This window comes from Nocardia sp. NPDC019395 (assembly GCF_040632335.1).
Taxonomy (GTDB): Bacteria; Actinomycetota; Actinomycetes; order Mycobacteriales; family Mycobacteriaceae; genus Nocardia.
In genome coordinates, this window is sequence record NZ_JBEYBT010000019.1 from 51,677 (window position 1) to 64,732 (window position 13,056).

Genomic DNA, 13,056 nt, shown 5'->3' on the forward strand with positions numbered 1-13,056 from the left:
GATTGTGCTCCAGTGCTTGTGTATTCGCAAACATGGGAAGGTCTCAGGGTGAACCTCTTATATCAATTTGATATAAGTGGAACCCGTTGCTTTCACAGTATTTCCGGTGATTACGGAATTTGCACCAAGTCCTCCTGTTGAAGGTCCGTTGCTGCAGAATATTTCTGCTCATATGTGAATTTGATTCCGGATAAAGGTAATTGGTGAACGGCCGTAGACCGGTCTCGGGTGCAGTGGCAACCCGTCGAAGTTACTGTGCGTGCCGTGATTACCGCATTGGTAGTACTCGCCATCCTGATTCTCGTTGCCTCCGTAGTCCATCTCGCCAGCAGACCGCCGGAGGATCTCGCTCCCCGTAGAGCGCGGGCGCGAGTCGGATCGGAAAGCTACTCCGACTGAATCCCGCCCGCGGGTGACAGCACGACCACCGCAATCGGACGCCGGGTCTTCTTCTGGTATTCGCTGTACCGACCCCGATTCACCGCGTCCACCAACCCCCAGCGGCGCGTGTATTCCGGATCGCCGGGCAGAGTGGCCCGCGCGACAACCGGAATCGCGCGCCGCCCCACTTGGATCTCACACTCCGGCCGCGCCTTCAGATTCGCCAGCCACCCCGGCGGCCGCGGAGAACCACCGTTCGACGCGGTCACCAGGAAATCGGCCCCGTCCTTCGCGTAGGTCAGCGCCGAGGTCCGGGGCAACCCGGACTTCCGCCCCACGGTCCGCAACAGCAGGGTCGGATTCCCGAACAGCAGTTTGTGCCCCACCAGCCCACCGCTCTTCTCGTACACCCACTGATGCAGCTGCAACGCCCGCACGAACAACCCGGCCACAAGCCCTCCTCCGCTCGGCAACGCCCCCACCCTAACGAGCCCGGGCCGCCGCGGCTCGCCGCGACGAACCACGCCCCGCCGCCTGATTGGCCCCCACCCAGCCGGACCGGGTACCATCCGACACCTGCGGCCCCTGGTCGTGGCGAGGGGCGGTAGCTCAGTCGGTTAGAGCCGTGGACTCATAATCCATTGGTCGTGGGTTCGAGCCCCACCCGCCCCACAAACAGTGCTCGAGCTGAGGAAATGTCGAATTCGACAGCCGGTTTGATCCAATACAGTGCTTCGACAGCAATGTATTTCTAATTGCCCGGAGGTGCTCAAACCACTCGGCTCAGGTTCACCGGGGTTGATAAAACCTGCCGTTCGCATGTGGCCGGCCGAGTCGGCCACAGTCGTAGGAGCCAGCGCTCGATCCCGTCGTGAGGCCAGGGCTCGGTTGTCGGCTCCGCTTCTTCCTCCTCCGCGTCCAGCCAGGCAAGGAAGGCCGCCTCGGCCGCGGCTCGGCCGCGGCAGTGGGCCTCGAGGATGTAGGTGCCGGCAGACACCGGGAGGACACAGTCCGTCCCGAGGCTGGAGGTGCCCGAGACGAGCGCGATGTGCGGACCGGCAACCTCCAGTTCGTGGAGGGACGTCAGATCCCATGGATGGGGCGGGGTGGGAACAGGATGATCCCGGAGTTCCAGATCCGCGTGGACGGCGCCGTCCTCCAGGACGCTGTGGAACAGCGCCAGATCCGGGCCGGCTCCGGTGGTGACGGGGGAGTCGTCGGAGGGGAGCGGGGCCCGGCGCACCGCCGACGCCTCCGGATCGGAGAGTCGGAACAGGTGCCGTTCGACCAGAACGAGACCCGAGGCGGCGGCGCGGGGCCGGGAGGCCGATGGGGTGCGGGCGTCGGTCATCGTGGCGGCGACCTCCTGGGTACGAAGGTCCGGCCGCAATACGGGCTCGGCATTCAGAACCGTTGGCGTAGGGGGAGGTCGGTGGGGGTGCCGCGGTAGATGCCACGGTCGATGAGGCGGGGGACGACCTCGTCGATGAATTCCCGGATGGCTGTCGATCCTGCCGAGAACATCAGGTTGAAACCGCCGACGTTGCCGTCCTCGTGCCAGGTAGCGAAATCGTCGACGAGGTCGTCGTAGGTGCCTACGAATTTGCGGTGGGTCGCGCCGCCCCGGCCGACCGCTTGGGCGACGACGTCGCGCACGGTGATGCCCGGGTGTTCCTGGGCCCAGTTGTAGAGGCCGACGTAGTTGCCGAAGGTGCTCTTGATCGTTTGTTCGACGTCTTCGGGGCGCGGTAGCAGGTGGGTGGGGAACGGGTCGTCGATATCGCCGAGGGGTACTTCGATGCCGAACTGTCCCAGTGCGGCCGGTGCGAGGGGTGCCCAGTCGACGTAGCTGTCGAGTTCCCGGAGTTTCTCCTCGGCCTCTGCGGTGGTGCTGCCGAGGTAGGGGATGAGTCCGGGGATGGCGGGGACGGTGCCGGGGGGCCGGCCTTCGTCGATGAGAGCCTTGTCCAGTGTCTGGCGGTAGGCCGCGGCACTCGCGCGGGTGGACGAGTTGGTGAACACCATTTCGGCGTGTTTGGCGGCGACCTTGATACCGGGCCCCGAGCCACCGGCCTGTGCGATGAGCGGGCGCTGCTGTCGGCTGGGCGCGATATTGAGTGGTCCGGCGACGTTGAACAGGGGGCCCTGGTGGTCGATCGGTTCGGCGTGGAAGCGGGGGCGGCCGTCTGGATCGCGACGCATGGATCGGTTGTCCCACAATGCTCGCAGGACCTGGAGGAACTCGTCGGCGCGGTGATAGCGCGCTTCACGAGAAAGGTGCTCTTGCAGGCTGTAATTCTGGGCGAAGCGATCGATCACCGAGGTGACCGCGTTGTATCCGGCGCGGCCGTCGGAGGCCTGATCGAGCGAGGCCAGCAGGCGGGCCAGGTTGTAGGGGTCGTAGAACGTCGTCGACGCCGTCGCGATCAGGCCGACATGCCGGGTGTGTTGTGAGATCGCGGTGAGGGCGGTGATGGGCTCCGCCGGTCCGCCGTCGAAGGCCGGGGAGCCCTGCATGCCGGGGATATCGCCGACGAACAACGCGGTGAACAGGCCCTCGTCGCCGAATCTGCCGTATTCGAGCAGACGCTCGAACGTGCCGCGTTCGGGAACGCCGTGGGCTTGTTCGTATTTGTAGGCGCCCTGGTGCAGGTTGAGGTCGTTGGCTACCAGGTTCAGGTGCAGATAGCGTCGCTCTGCCATCGGGGGCTCCTGTCGTAGAACTTGCTCCGAGGGTAGGCGCATCCGCGGATCAGCGCGGTGTCATCCCGGATATGAGAGCAGGTCGCTATTGCCATTCCGCGGCGGTTCTGCTCAACCCCGATCCGGCTGAATTATCGCTCCTGAACTGGACTTTCCTTCTGGGGTGGCGTCCGGCGGTGGCCGGGTAGCCCCTGCCCAAGGAAGTTCGGGCTGTAACGGATTCTGCTGATTCTGCGATCCTATACCCTGACAACTCCACGACCCCGGAATGGGCGAGGCTAGAGGATGCCGAACACCGGCAGGATTGGGAAGCTTGATGAAACGTTGCCTGGTGACCGTGTTCGCGTGCGCTGCAGTGATTCTCGGCGTGAGCGGGTGTGGCGACGACTCGGAATCGCACGAGAATCACGAGACGAGCTCCAGCGCACCTGCGACCAGCACTGAGGCGCCGTCTACCGTCGCATCGACCACCCCGGTGCCGCAGAGCCCGGCACCTGCTCCCCCCTCAGCCGTCGAACCCCCGCCCGCCGCGGAACCGCCCGCCGCCGAACCGCCGGCCGAGGAGCCGGCACCGCAGCCCCCCGTGGAGGAGCAGGCGCCCGCGGAGCCCGAACCCGCCGAACCCGAGCCGACGCTCACCTTGCCCGGGTTCGATCCGCACGCCGGCTACTGACTGACGGGAAAGTCGTGATCCGCAGGTTTCTTCGGCGTCGACGTGGAGTGGCCGGCGCCGTGGTGGCGGCCGCACTCACCGTGGCCTCCATGTACGCACCGGCCGCGGCGGCGCCGGTTGAAAAAAGCCGCCCCGAGGGTAAATCGCTCGTGGTGCTCGGTGATTCGTTCACCGCGAACTACCCGAAGTTCTTCTCGGGGACCAAGGAGTGCCTGCACGCGCCCACCTCGTGGCCGAATCAGCTGAGCGAGCGGATGGGACTCGCGGGTACACCGAACTTCGTGGATGCGTCCTGTAGTGGGTCCACGATCGCTTCGGGGGACGGCTGGTGGCTCGTGCACGAGGTGGCCGAGGCGGCCAAGCAGCAGGCGTTCGGGACGAAGACCGATGTCATCGCTATTCAGACCGGGATGAACGATGTCTGGTCCCGGGACAATACGCAGTCGATGATTTCGTCGTTGCAGTCCTGCGTGTTCAACTTCGTCGACGGGTGCGGGCTGGAGGCGGCCGACCAGGGACGGTTCACCGACTACCGCAACGTCACGGGCGAGATCTATGCCGGCGCCATCCGTGAAGTGATCACGTATATGCGCTACTACGCGCCGAACGCACGGATCATGCTGGTCGGGTACCCGGAATTGTTCCCCGCGGGGCAGGAGCACGTGTGCGTGAACACACTCGGTGCCGGGCAGGTCGTGCAACCGAGAGGCCGCGCGGTGACCGAATACCTGGACCGTCTCAATATCGCGCAACGGGACGCCGCGCAGCTGCTGGGACTCGAGTTCGTCGATCTTCGCCCGGTGACGGCGGGCCACGGGCTGTGCTCGGCCGATCCCTGGCTGAACGGCTTCTTCGATCCGGCGGCCGACGTCGCCGGAATCCCGTTCCATCCCTCGGCGAAGGGTGACGAGGTGGCCGCAGAGGCGGTGTACGAGCGGGTCTCCCGGTGAACATAGCGCCGCCGGTCCGGGTCGAGTCCGGATCGGAGTTCCTCGATCCGGCGGTGGTGCGGCCGTCGCTCCCGTCGCTGACGGGAGCGCGCTGGTGGGCGGCGTTCGCCGTGTTCCTGTTGCACGCCCTGGTATTTCTGCCGGTGTATCCGTTCCAGAAGTCGGAGTTGTTTCGGCAGATCCATCAGCTGATGCCGATGCAGCTGGGCGCCGCGGGAGTAACCTTCTTCTTCGTCCTGTCCGGGTTCATCATTTATTGGTCGTTCCGGCCGGGGAGCTCGGTGCCGCGGTTCTATTGGCGCCGGGTGCTGAAGATCTACCCGACCCATTTGGTCGCGGCCGTCGTATTCATCCTGGTGGCGAGCGTCCCTTTGACGCGGGCGGTGGTCTGGGCGCCGAATCTCGCGCTGATCCACACCTGGGTGCCGAAGTGGACTATGGTCGGCGGACTCAATGTGCCGTCCTGGTCGCTGGCCGCGGAGATCCTGTTCTATCTGAGCTTCCCGCTCATGCTGCCGCTGGTGCGCCGGATCAAAGGTCATCAGGTGCTGTGGGTGCTCGGGGGGCTGCTGGTCGCGATCCTGTTGCTGCACACCGCGTACTACCTGTGGGTGCCCGGGCCCAAGGAGATCGCGAATACCTTCGCGCCACGGCTGATGCCGGGTGAGGTATCGCCGTACTTCGAACTGCACGCGGCGCCCATCTGGTTCGAGCAGCCCGATATCCCCGTGGCCCAGTCGTACTGGCTGAGCTACAACTTCCCGCTCTCGCGGCTACCCGAATTCTTCCTCGGTGTGCTCGCGGCCCGCCTGGTACTGGAGGGCCGCTGGCGCAACACCCGGCTGGCGCCGCCGATGATCGCGCTGACGATCGCCTACGCCGCGACCTGGGTGGTGCCGCCGAACTACAAGATGTCGGCGCTGCTGCTCGCGCCGATGACGGCCGTGGTAGCCACACTGGCCGCCCGCGACCTGGCGGGGATTCGGGGGCTCAACGCCTCGCCGCGAATGGTCTGGCTGGGCAATATCTCCTTCGCCTTCTATCTGATCCAATTCCCGGTGATGGCGTTGATCACCCGGTTCCTCATCGGCGGAAAGCAGTTCGGGCTGCTGGGCTGGCTGGGATTCGCCGGACTGAGCTTGGTCGTATCCACGGTGCTGGCGGCGGCCATCTATCACTGGGTCGACGACCCCCTGATGCGCCGATTCTCCGGTCGCCGCACCGCGGCGCGGGAGAAACCGGCTGGGTGAGGGTGCCGATATCCCGGCCGTCGCGGTGCGAGTTTGGCTGGGTAGGCCGATCGGCCCCCGTCGAGTCAGCACGGTTCAGGTACCCGGTATCGCGCGGAGCTCCCGGATCTGGTTGAGCCGCTCGAGTACGCCCTCGATGGCGCTCGGGGCGATGTCGAGATCGGTCAGCGCATCACGGATATCCTGCTCGTCGATCGAATCCACGGCGCGGAGCACGTCGTCGTCGAGTCTTTCTTTCGGATCGAACGTGACGAAGTCCGACCGCGGGAGGAAGTCTGTTTCCATGTTCGGGTCCGGTTTTTCCGGGAACGACAATCCGTGGTCGAACAGGACGAGGTTGCCGTTGCGGTCCGGCCGGTAGTTGCCGCGCTGTCCGTCCGCCGCGCCGATGACGTGGTGGAGCACCGCTGCCCGTTGTCGTTGCAGGTCATCGAATCCCATGGCCCACTTGACGCCACCGAATTCCACGAACTGTTGTATCGACCCTTCCCGGCCACCCCGGGTGACGAGCGCGGTAGGGGGAACCAAACCGAAGCCGAAGAGACGGTCCATCCGGTATGCGGCGACCTCTCGCCGGGCGAGTGTCCCCGGGACGTGTGGCAACCAGTTCCGGAGGCCGAATATCTCCCCCGCGGAGGGTTTGAAGATAACCCACGTCTTCTCGTTCCGCCACGGAAGAAGATCATGGGCGCGCATGACCTGCGTTCTGTTCACGGTGTCCGGCAGCATATCCGTTCTCTGTGGGTCGGGTGTGAGGCGCATATTCTGCAGGCGCCGTTCCGCCCTGTCCGGCGTGTAGCGCGGCGAACCGCGAATCCAGGGCAGCTGCCCGCCTCGATCGTCGAACCGCCGTTGGAGGCCGTGCAGCCCCTGTCGCTCCGCGTCGCCTACGTGCTGGATTCCATCGAGGAGCCCCCTGCCGACTTCGCGTGGTGGTGTGGAGACGGCGCGGCTGATTTCGTGCGTGTCCTGGACGAGGGCATTCTTGACCCGGGCCATGATCTCACGCAGCGGATTGCTCATTGCCGTCGTCTGTCCCCCGTGCCCGCTCTGTGGGCGAGAGGTGACAACTGCGCATCGAGCACAACAGGGCCTTGCCCTTCTGCTCGAACAGCCGGCGGAAAGTCAGTATGGCAACTGTTCCCAGCAGGTGTCCATACCCCCAACTGCGCGGACGCACCCGTGCGGCGTCCGGGCAAACCGCGATGGACACTGTGGCGGCATCGCTCTACGCGGGAACCCGGCTACTCCATCGGCGAGCTCGTCCCCGGTCGCTCAGGGCCTGATGACTGTCAGAGAGAACGGTGCTCGGGCGGTGGCGTGTGCAACGGCCTGGCCGGCGTTGTCGAGGTCGAACTCGGTGACCTCGAATTGATCGAGGTCGAGGAGACCGGAGCGGGCCAGCTCGATCAGGCGGGTGTTCGCGTGCGGCGGATACATCCATTGTCCGCGAACGGTGATGCTGTTGCGCATGAACCACGGGTAGGGAAGCGCGAGGTCATCGCCGCCGAGCATCCCCACGCCGCCCATCAGTACGACCCTGCCGGATTCACGGACAGTCATGGCGGCCGCTCGGACCGGCGCCGTGCCCGCCGCGGGTGGTAGCAGGTCGAGGACCACATCGATCGGGTCGTGCGCGCGCCGCATCCGATCGCGGTCTTCGTCCTCGTCGCCGGTCAGGGATACGGTCCGGAGGCGTGAGCCGAACCGGTGCGCGAGTTGCGCCAGCCTGTCCCGGTTACGGCCTGCCGCGACGACCCGGCCGGCCCCCATTGCCAGGGCGACAGCGACCCCGGCACTGCCGAAGTACCCGGTCGCGCCATTGACCAGCACTGTTTCTCCCGCTTTCAGGTCGGCCGCGAGCAGACCCCCGTACGGCACCAGGCATACGTTCAGCGCGGCCCACCGCGGTGCCTCGGCCGGATCGATCGAGCCCAGCGGGAAGACGTTCTCCGTGGGGACCAGTAGCTGCTCGGCGAAGGAACCTCGGCCGAAATGCTGTTGTAGGCGCAGGCCGCCGTCGCCGCGAGCGCTCAGGCCCTGCAGGGTGATGTCGGGAGTCGGTGCGCCGTCGCGCGAGCGCACGGTCGGGTCGCACAGGACCCAGTCGCCGACGGTCAGCCGGGTCGTGTCCGGCCCGACCGAACGGACCCGGCCCACCGCCCCCGCTCCGGGTGTCGCGGGCAGGGTGAGCAGGTACTGCCGTTCACCGCTGAGGACTTCGGCCATATACGGCAATACACCCGCCGCCACCACGTCGACGACCACTTCTCCGGTCCCGAGCGCCGGGTCCGGCACCTGCCGTACCGAAAGTGGTTCGCCGAATGCCTTCAAAACCGCGGCCTTCATGGTCGCTCCTCCTCGCTCGTTTGCTCGATACGGGATCATCGTGGGCAAACCGCTGGGCCGTATCCAGAACCCGGGACGTCCTAGGATTGGCCGGTCCCACCCAGACGAGAGGTGATCGTCATGTCCGAGCCGGCCGGTAGTGGACTCGGCGACTTCCTGCGGTCCCGGCGGGAAAGGCTCACTCCGGAGGCGGTCGGCTTGCCGGTGCGGAGCCGGCGACGGACTCCCGGTCTCCGCCGTGAGGAGGTCGCCGAACTCGCCGGTATCGGGGTCGACTGGTATATCCGTCTCGAACAAGGACGAGCCGTCACCCCGTCCGCGTCAACCGTCGACGCCCTGGCCGGGGCGCTCCACCTCGACGACACCGAACGAGAGCATCTACGGGCGCTGGCGGGCGGTCCGGCCCGGGCCGATTTCGTTCGTGAACGGGTGCCGAGCGGGCTGCGGCGCCTCGTCGAAAGTCTCGAGCATCCCGCCTATATCACCGGTCGCCGCTGGGATGTTCTGGCCTGGAACGCCGCAGCGGTCGAGCTGTTCACCGACTTCGGCCGAATCGCCGAACCGGACCGCAATATCCTCGTCTACCTGTTGCTCACGCCCGAGGCACGGCTCCTCTTCGGCGACAGCTGGGCCGATCAGGCGCAACATGTCATCGCCAAATTCCGCGCTGCCCACGATCATTGGTCGCCGAATTCGGCTTTCACCGAGCTGTCCGACCGGCTCAGCCGAGACTGCCCGGAATTCGACACCTGGTGGGGGCAGCACCGGGTTCTGCACGGCGGCGCCGGCCACAAAATCCTGCACCATCCCACCGAGGGCGCACTCTGCTTCGACTACGCGACCTTCCGCGCCGACGAGGATCCCGACCTGCGGCTGACGATCTACACACCGGCCGGCACCGGGCAGCGGGCGTTCGGAAGCAGTAGTGGTGGATAGGAACGCTCGAATTCTTGCCTCGGTCGACGACCTTGCGCGGCGCGTGCGATCGGCCGCGACCGAATCCGGCCGGCGGTATCTCCTCGGCGTCGCGGGACCGCCGGGGGCCGGGAAGTCCACGTTTGCCGTCGAACTCTGCTCCGCGCTCAACCGTCCGGGCGAGGAGTCGGCCGGCGTCGCGCCGATGGACGGATTCCATCGGACCACCCGCGACCTGGCTGATGCGGGTGAGCTCGATATCAAGGGGCACCCGCGGTCTTTCGACATCGAGGGGTTCACGGCGAAGCTGCATGAGCTCCGTACCGCGGAACCGGGAGTGCGCGTCGGCTGGCCGATCTACGACCGCGGGATCCACGATCCCGTGCCGGACGGTGTCGTGTTCGATCGGCAGATGATCGTCGTGGTCGAGGGCAACTATCTGCTCCTGGACGAACCGGGGTGGCGGGACGGGCGCCGTTTCCTCGATGAGTGCTGGTACCTGACCGCTGATATCGAGTTGATCGAGCAGCGTCTGTACGAGCGGCATCTGGCGGGCGGGAAGTCATCGGCCGTAGCGCGCTCGAAGATCGCGAACAACGATCTGCCGAACGCCGCGCTCGTCGCCCGGACGGTCCGGTCGGCCGATCTCGTCCTCACGCCCCAGAGGGATCGGTATCTCGTCCGGGGAGTTCGCTGACGCGAGTGCACCACTCTCGCGTACCGAAGAAACGGCAGGAAAAGCTCGCTACTTGCGCGGCCAGGGTCAGCGCGCCCATGAAGTCGTTACCGGTGCCTGCGTAGTAGCAGAAAGCGCCGTGCAGGATGTCACCTGCGCCGAGTGTGTCCACCGCGCGAATATCCGGCACGTCGATCCGGAATCTGCGGTCGCCGGAAATACCGACGATGGGGTCGCTGCCGTTCGTGATCGCGATGTCCTCTACGCCGGCATCGCGCAGGAAATCGAAGACGGAATCGGTGTCCCCGGGGACGGTTCCCGGGGGAGTGAACGCCGCGGAACAGATCGCGGTCCGGACGTGCGGAAGGATGGCGGCGTGGGCGTCCCGGTATCGACCCGCGTCCAGGACGGTCGGGATACCCAGTGCCCGCGCCTTTTCACAGAGCCCCACGCCCAGGGCCGGGTAATGCCCGTCCACCAGCACGGTGTCGATCCCGGCGAGTAGGTCCGTGAGACGGTGGTCGAACTCGACGTCGATTCGAGCGCCGTCCAGTGAGACGATCGTGCGGGTGGCGGCGGATGCCGAGACCACGATGGACGAGACCGGTGGTTGATGGTCGCTGCCGGGCAGGACATCGACGAGATGCACTCCGTGCTCGGACAGGTCGCTGCGCATCAGATCGGTGAGTCGGTGTGTTCCCACCGCGGTGACGAGGGTGGCCGTGCCGCCGAGGGCCGAATGGGCTACGGCGGCATTGGCAGCGGGTCCGCCGGCTCCGATGTACTGGTCGACGGCCTGGGTCTTCGTGTCTTCGGCCGGGTACGTGTCGACACGATAGGCGATATCGACGGTGGAAAGACCGACGAACAACCCACTGTTCATATTCTGCGTACTCCGCCTTCGCTCCGATATGCACGGTGTGGATGACTTCGCGGGCGCCTGCAGTAAAGGCTGGATCAGTCGATATCGAACACGATCACGCCCGCTATCCGGTTGCCCAGCCGCGCGAGGCGCGGAACATCGCTCCCGGCCTGCCGGGGTGAGATGATGCGTGGATTGCGCACTGTGACAGTGCCCCGGCGATAGCGAATCGTGGCCTGTCCCGCGGTGACCACGTTCCTCGCCCAGTCGGTCTCGCCGTGCAGCAAGACCACCGCCGCGACCCTGCCGTTGCTGAAGATGGCGACCGGTGTCTCGTACTGTTTGCCGGACTTCCGGCCGGCATGTTCGACCACGGCAAAACCCGGGAGTGCGGGCGCGATCCGCCGCATCCAGGGGTTCAGGTATCGAATGCCCGCTCGGTCCATCCATTTCGGGAAGTAGTACGGCAGGGAACTATCGGTGTCCGGCATTTCGCAGAGTCTAGAAGCGGGAGAATCGACCGACATCCTTCTGCGGACGGAAATCCATGGCTTGCGGGCCGGCGCCGAGTGCGGATCGCAAGCTTTCGCGTCGGAAGTACCGGCAGGGGTGCCGGCCTTCACATGTCGAGGTCCCGTGCCGGTATCCGGCCGGTGACCAGTAGTAGCAGATCGGCGATCGGTGCGGACACCGGTGTACCCGAACCCGCGGCCCAGTCCGTATCGGAGGCGGTCAATCGGTAGCCGGCCAGACTGCGGCGGGCGTGGAACGGCCACCCCATCTGCCAGACCCGTTCGACCGACCAGCGGGCGGCATCGACCGGCATCTCGCGGCGGATGCCGAGCGGGACCGTGATGTCCTGCCCGTGCACCAGCAGATCCATCAGGCGGTCCACGGCGGTTGTGGCGACCGGTTTGTGCCGGAGGTCGATTATCGTGTGCAGCTCCTCGGCAAGGGCCTGGGGTGATCTGCTGCCGGCGTACTGGATGGCGGTCTCGAAGCTCATCCGGGCCACGCTGCCGCGGGCCAGGGCCAGCTGCCACAGCAGCCATCCGAATGTTGCCTGGGAGGTGAGCAGGATATGGGCGACGACGTCGCGGACCCGCCAGCCCTCGCACAGGGAGGGTTCGTCCCACTGCTCTTCCGGTAGTCCGCGCAGCAGGCCGGCGAGGCTTTTGCGTTCGGCGGCCACGGCCGCCCAGACGAGTTCTTCGGTGCTGCCGGTGTCCATCTCCGAACCTCCTGTGCTCGATTTCTTCCGGTAGCGTAGGAACTCCAGTCGGGTGGAGGTTCCAGTAATTGTGACCTACATCACATATCCGTCGAATGTGGTGAGTATCGGGGAAGCGTCCCGGCGCACCGGTATCCCGGTGCGGACCGTCCGGTTCTACTGCGACGAGGGGATTCTGGCGACGCGGCGCACAACCGGCGGGCATCGGGTGTTCACCCCGGATGACCTGGACCGTCTGCTGCTCATCCGGCGGTTCCGTGCGTTGGGCCTCGGGTTGCCGGCGATCGTCGGCATGCTCGCGGATCCGCGCGCTGTGCCCGCTGCGCTGGCCGCGGAACGGGTCGCGGTGGAGGCCGAGATCGGTGCACTGACCTGGCGGCACGCGGTTCTGGTCGCGATCGAACAGGCCGACGGCAACGATCGTCCACTGGTGCTGACACGGTTGGCCGAGGTTGCCGATCGGGGTGCGGCGCGCACCGCCCTCATCGACTTCTGGCGTCGGATCCTGACCCCCATGCCCGCGGCGATGTTCGACGATTTCGTCGAGATGGACATTCCGCCGATTCCGGCGGAACCGTCGCCGCGTCATGTTCTCGCGTTCGCCGAACTGGTCCAGCTGGCGCGATCGCCCGAGTTGGCGGTGGTGGTATCCCGGCAATTGTGGGGCGCGGATGATCCGGCGATCCGTAGCAAACCGGCGCTGATCGAAGGACTCGCACCTGCCTACACGGCGGTGGCGAACCGGATCGCCGCCGCCGATCCGCCGGACTCGGGTCCGGAACTGGACATGTATATCGCCGCACACGCAGCGGCCCGTGCCGGTCGTGACACCCCTGGCTTCCGGCGCCGGCTGGCGCGTGGTGTCCCGGTGGCCGATCGCACCGCCACCCGCTATTGGACGCTCACGGCGGAAGTCCTCGGCACACCCAGCACCACCGGAGCGATCCAGCATTGGCTGGACACCGCCCTCGCGCGTTCGCTCGAACCGGTATCCGGCCCAGTCCACCGGCCGGGATAACCAGCTTTTCGTCGTCACGCCGGCGGCCTCCGCGCGGAACGGCCGCCG

Annotated in this window: 13 protein-coding genes and 1 tRNA gene; 6 read left to right on the forward strand and 8 right to left on the reverse strand. The window is 66.3% G+C overall.

Annotated elements, in window-relative coordinates; all coding sequences use genetic code 11:
• Positions 1-386 precede the first annotated feature (386 nt).
• Complete coding sequence (locus ABZ827_RS27285; protein WP_357242441.1) at positions 387-833, reverse strand: nitroreductase family deazaflavin-dependent oxidoreductase; 447 nt, start codon at positions 831-833, stop codon at positions 387-389.
• Between the two features lie 146 nt (positions 834-979).
• Here ABZ827_RS27285 and ABZ827_RS27290 point away from each other — a divergent pair.
• Positions 980-1,053, forward strand: a tRNA-Ile gene (locus ABZ827_RS27290).
• Between the two features lie 97 nt (positions 1,054-1,150).
• On the opposite strand, the gene ABZ827_RS27295 is transcribed toward ABZ827_RS27290, so the two are convergent.
• Both ABZ827_RS27295 and ABZ827_RS27300 read right to left on the reverse strand, forming a co-directional pair.
• Complete coding sequence (locus ABZ827_RS27295; protein WP_357242443.1) at positions 1,151-1,732, reverse strand: hypothetical protein; 582 nt, start codon at positions 1,730-1,732, stop codon at positions 1,151-1,153.
• A gap of 53 nt (positions 1,733-1,785) precedes the next feature.
• Positions 1,786-3,084 (reverse strand): NtaA/DmoA family FMN-dependent monooxygenase, encoded by a 1,299-nt coding sequence (locus ABZ827_RS27300; protein WP_357242445.1) that lies wholly within the window; start codon positions 3,082-3,084, stop codon positions 1,786-1,788.
• A gap of 720 nt (positions 3,085-3,804) precedes the next feature.
• Between ABZ827_RS27300 and ABZ827_RS27305 the strand changes: the two genes are divergently transcribed.
• The gene (locus ABZ827_RS27305) at positions 3,805-4,707 is read left to right on the forward strand and encodes an SGNH/GDSL hydrolase family protein (protein ID WP_357242447.1); all 903 of its coding nucleotides are present in this window, start codon (positions 3,805-3,807) and stop codon (positions 4,705-4,707) included.
• Positions 4,704-5,957 (forward strand): acyltransferase, encoded by a 1,254-nt coding sequence (locus ABZ827_RS27310; protein WP_357242449.1) that lies wholly within the window; start codon positions 4,704-4,706, stop codon positions 5,955-5,957. The genes ABZ827_RS27305 and ABZ827_RS27310 overlap by 4 nt, the downstream gene beginning before the upstream one ends.
• 75 nt (positions 5,958-6,032) lie before the next feature.
• On the opposite strand, the gene ABZ827_RS27315 is transcribed toward ABZ827_RS27310, so the two are convergent.
• A complete protein-coding gene (locus ABZ827_RS27315) occupies positions 6,033-6,980 on the reverse strand; it encodes a hypothetical protein (protein WP_357242451.1) in 948 nt (315 codons plus the stop codon).
• 252 nt (positions 6,981-7,232) lie between these two features.
• Positions 7,233-8,306 (reverse strand): medium chain dehydrogenase/reductase family protein, encoded by a 1,074-nt coding sequence (locus tag ABZ827_RS27320; protein ID WP_357242453.1) that lies wholly within the window; start codon positions 8,304-8,306, stop codon positions 7,233-7,235.
• Positions 8,307-8,426: 120 nt separating this feature from the next.
• Between ABZ827_RS27320 and ABZ827_RS27325 the strand changes: the two genes are divergently transcribed.
• Both ABZ827_RS27325 and ABZ827_RS27330 read left to right on the forward strand, forming a co-directional pair.
• Complete coding sequence (locus ABZ827_RS27325; RefSeq protein ID WP_357242456.1) at positions 8,427-9,242, forward strand: helix-turn-helix transcriptional regulator; 816 nt, start codon at positions 8,427-8,429, stop codon at positions 9,240-9,242.
• Positions 9,235-9,918 (forward strand): nucleoside triphosphate hydrolase, encoded by a 684-nt coding sequence (locus tag ABZ827_RS27330; RefSeq protein ID WP_357242459.1) that lies wholly within the window; start codon positions 9,235-9,237, stop codon positions 9,916-9,918. Before ABZ827_RS27325 ends, ABZ827_RS27330 begins: the two co-directional genes overlap by 8 nt.
• On the opposite strand, the gene ABZ827_RS27335 is transcribed toward ABZ827_RS27330, so the two are convergent.
• The 3 genes from ABZ827_RS27335 to ABZ827_RS27345 all read right to left on the reverse strand — a co-directional run bounded on the left by ABZ827_RS27335 (position 9,875) and on the right by ABZ827_RS27345 (position 11,990).
• Positions 9,875-10,780, reverse strand: a complete 906-nt coding sequence (locus ABZ827_RS27335; protein ID WP_357242462.1) for a PfkB family carbohydrate kinase — start codon at positions 10,778-10,780, stop codon at positions 9,875-9,877. The two genes, ABZ827_RS27330 and ABZ827_RS27335, sit on opposite strands and share 44 nt — an antisense overlap.
• Before the next feature lie 74 nt (positions 10,781-10,854).
• The gene (locus ABZ827_RS27340; RefSeq protein ID WP_357242465.1) at positions 10,855-11,250 is read right to left on the reverse strand and encodes a nitroreductase family deazaflavin-dependent oxidoreductase; all 396 of its coding nucleotides are present in this window, start codon (positions 11,248-11,250) and stop codon (positions 10,855-10,857) included.
• Between the two features lie 128 nt (positions 11,251-11,378).
• A complete protein-coding gene (locus ABZ827_RS27345; RefSeq protein ID WP_357242468.1) occupies positions 11,379-11,990 on the reverse strand; it encodes a maleylpyruvate isomerase family mycothiol-dependent enzyme in 612 nt (203 codons plus the stop codon).
• A gap of 70 nt (positions 11,991-12,060) precedes the next feature.
• On the opposite strand from ABZ827_RS27345, the gene ABZ827_RS27350 reads away from it, so the two are divergent.
• Positions 12,061-13,008, forward strand: coding sequence for a MerR family transcriptional regulator (locus ABZ827_RS27350; protein WP_357242470.1), 948 nt, complete (start codon positions 12,061-12,063; stop codon positions 13,006-13,008).
• The last annotated feature ends 48 nt before the right edge of the window (positions 13,009-13,056 follow it).

Excerpts from the sequence above, each read along its gene's own strand:
- ABZ827_RS27295 (WP_357242443.1), bottom strand. The coding sequence starts at position 1,732 with ATGACCGACGCCCGCACCCCATCGGCCTCCCGGCCCCGCGCCGCCGCC.
- ABZ827_RS27300 (WP_357242445.1), bottom strand. The coding sequence starts at position 3,084 with ATGGCAGAGCGACGCTATCTGCACCTGAACCTGGTAGCCAACGACCTC.
- ABZ827_RS27315 (WP_357242451.1), bottom strand. The coding sequence starts at position 6,980 with ATGAGCAATCCGCTGCGTGAGATCATGGCCCGGGTCAAGAATGCCCTC.
- ABZ827_RS27320 (WP_357242453.1), bottom strand. The coding sequence starts at position 8,306 with ATGAAGGCCGCGGTTTTGAAGGCATTCGGCGAACCACTTTCGGTACGG.
- ABZ827_RS27325 (WP_357242456.1), top strand. The coding sequence starts at position 8,427 with ATGTCCGAGCCGGCCGGTAGTGGACTCGGCGACTTCCTGCGGTCCCGG.
- ABZ827_RS27335 (WP_357242462.1), bottom strand. The coding sequence starts at position 10,780 with ATGAACAGTGGGTTGTTCGTCGGTCTTTCCACCGTCGATATCGCCTAT.
- ABZ827_RS27340 (WP_357242465.1), bottom strand. The coding sequence starts at position 11,250 with ATGCCGGACACCGATAGTTCCCTGCCGTACTACTTCCCGAAATGGATG.
- ABZ827_RS27345 (WP_357242468.1), bottom strand. The coding sequence starts at position 11,990 with ATGGACACCGGCAGCACCGAAGAACTCGTCTGGGCGGCCGTGGCCGCC.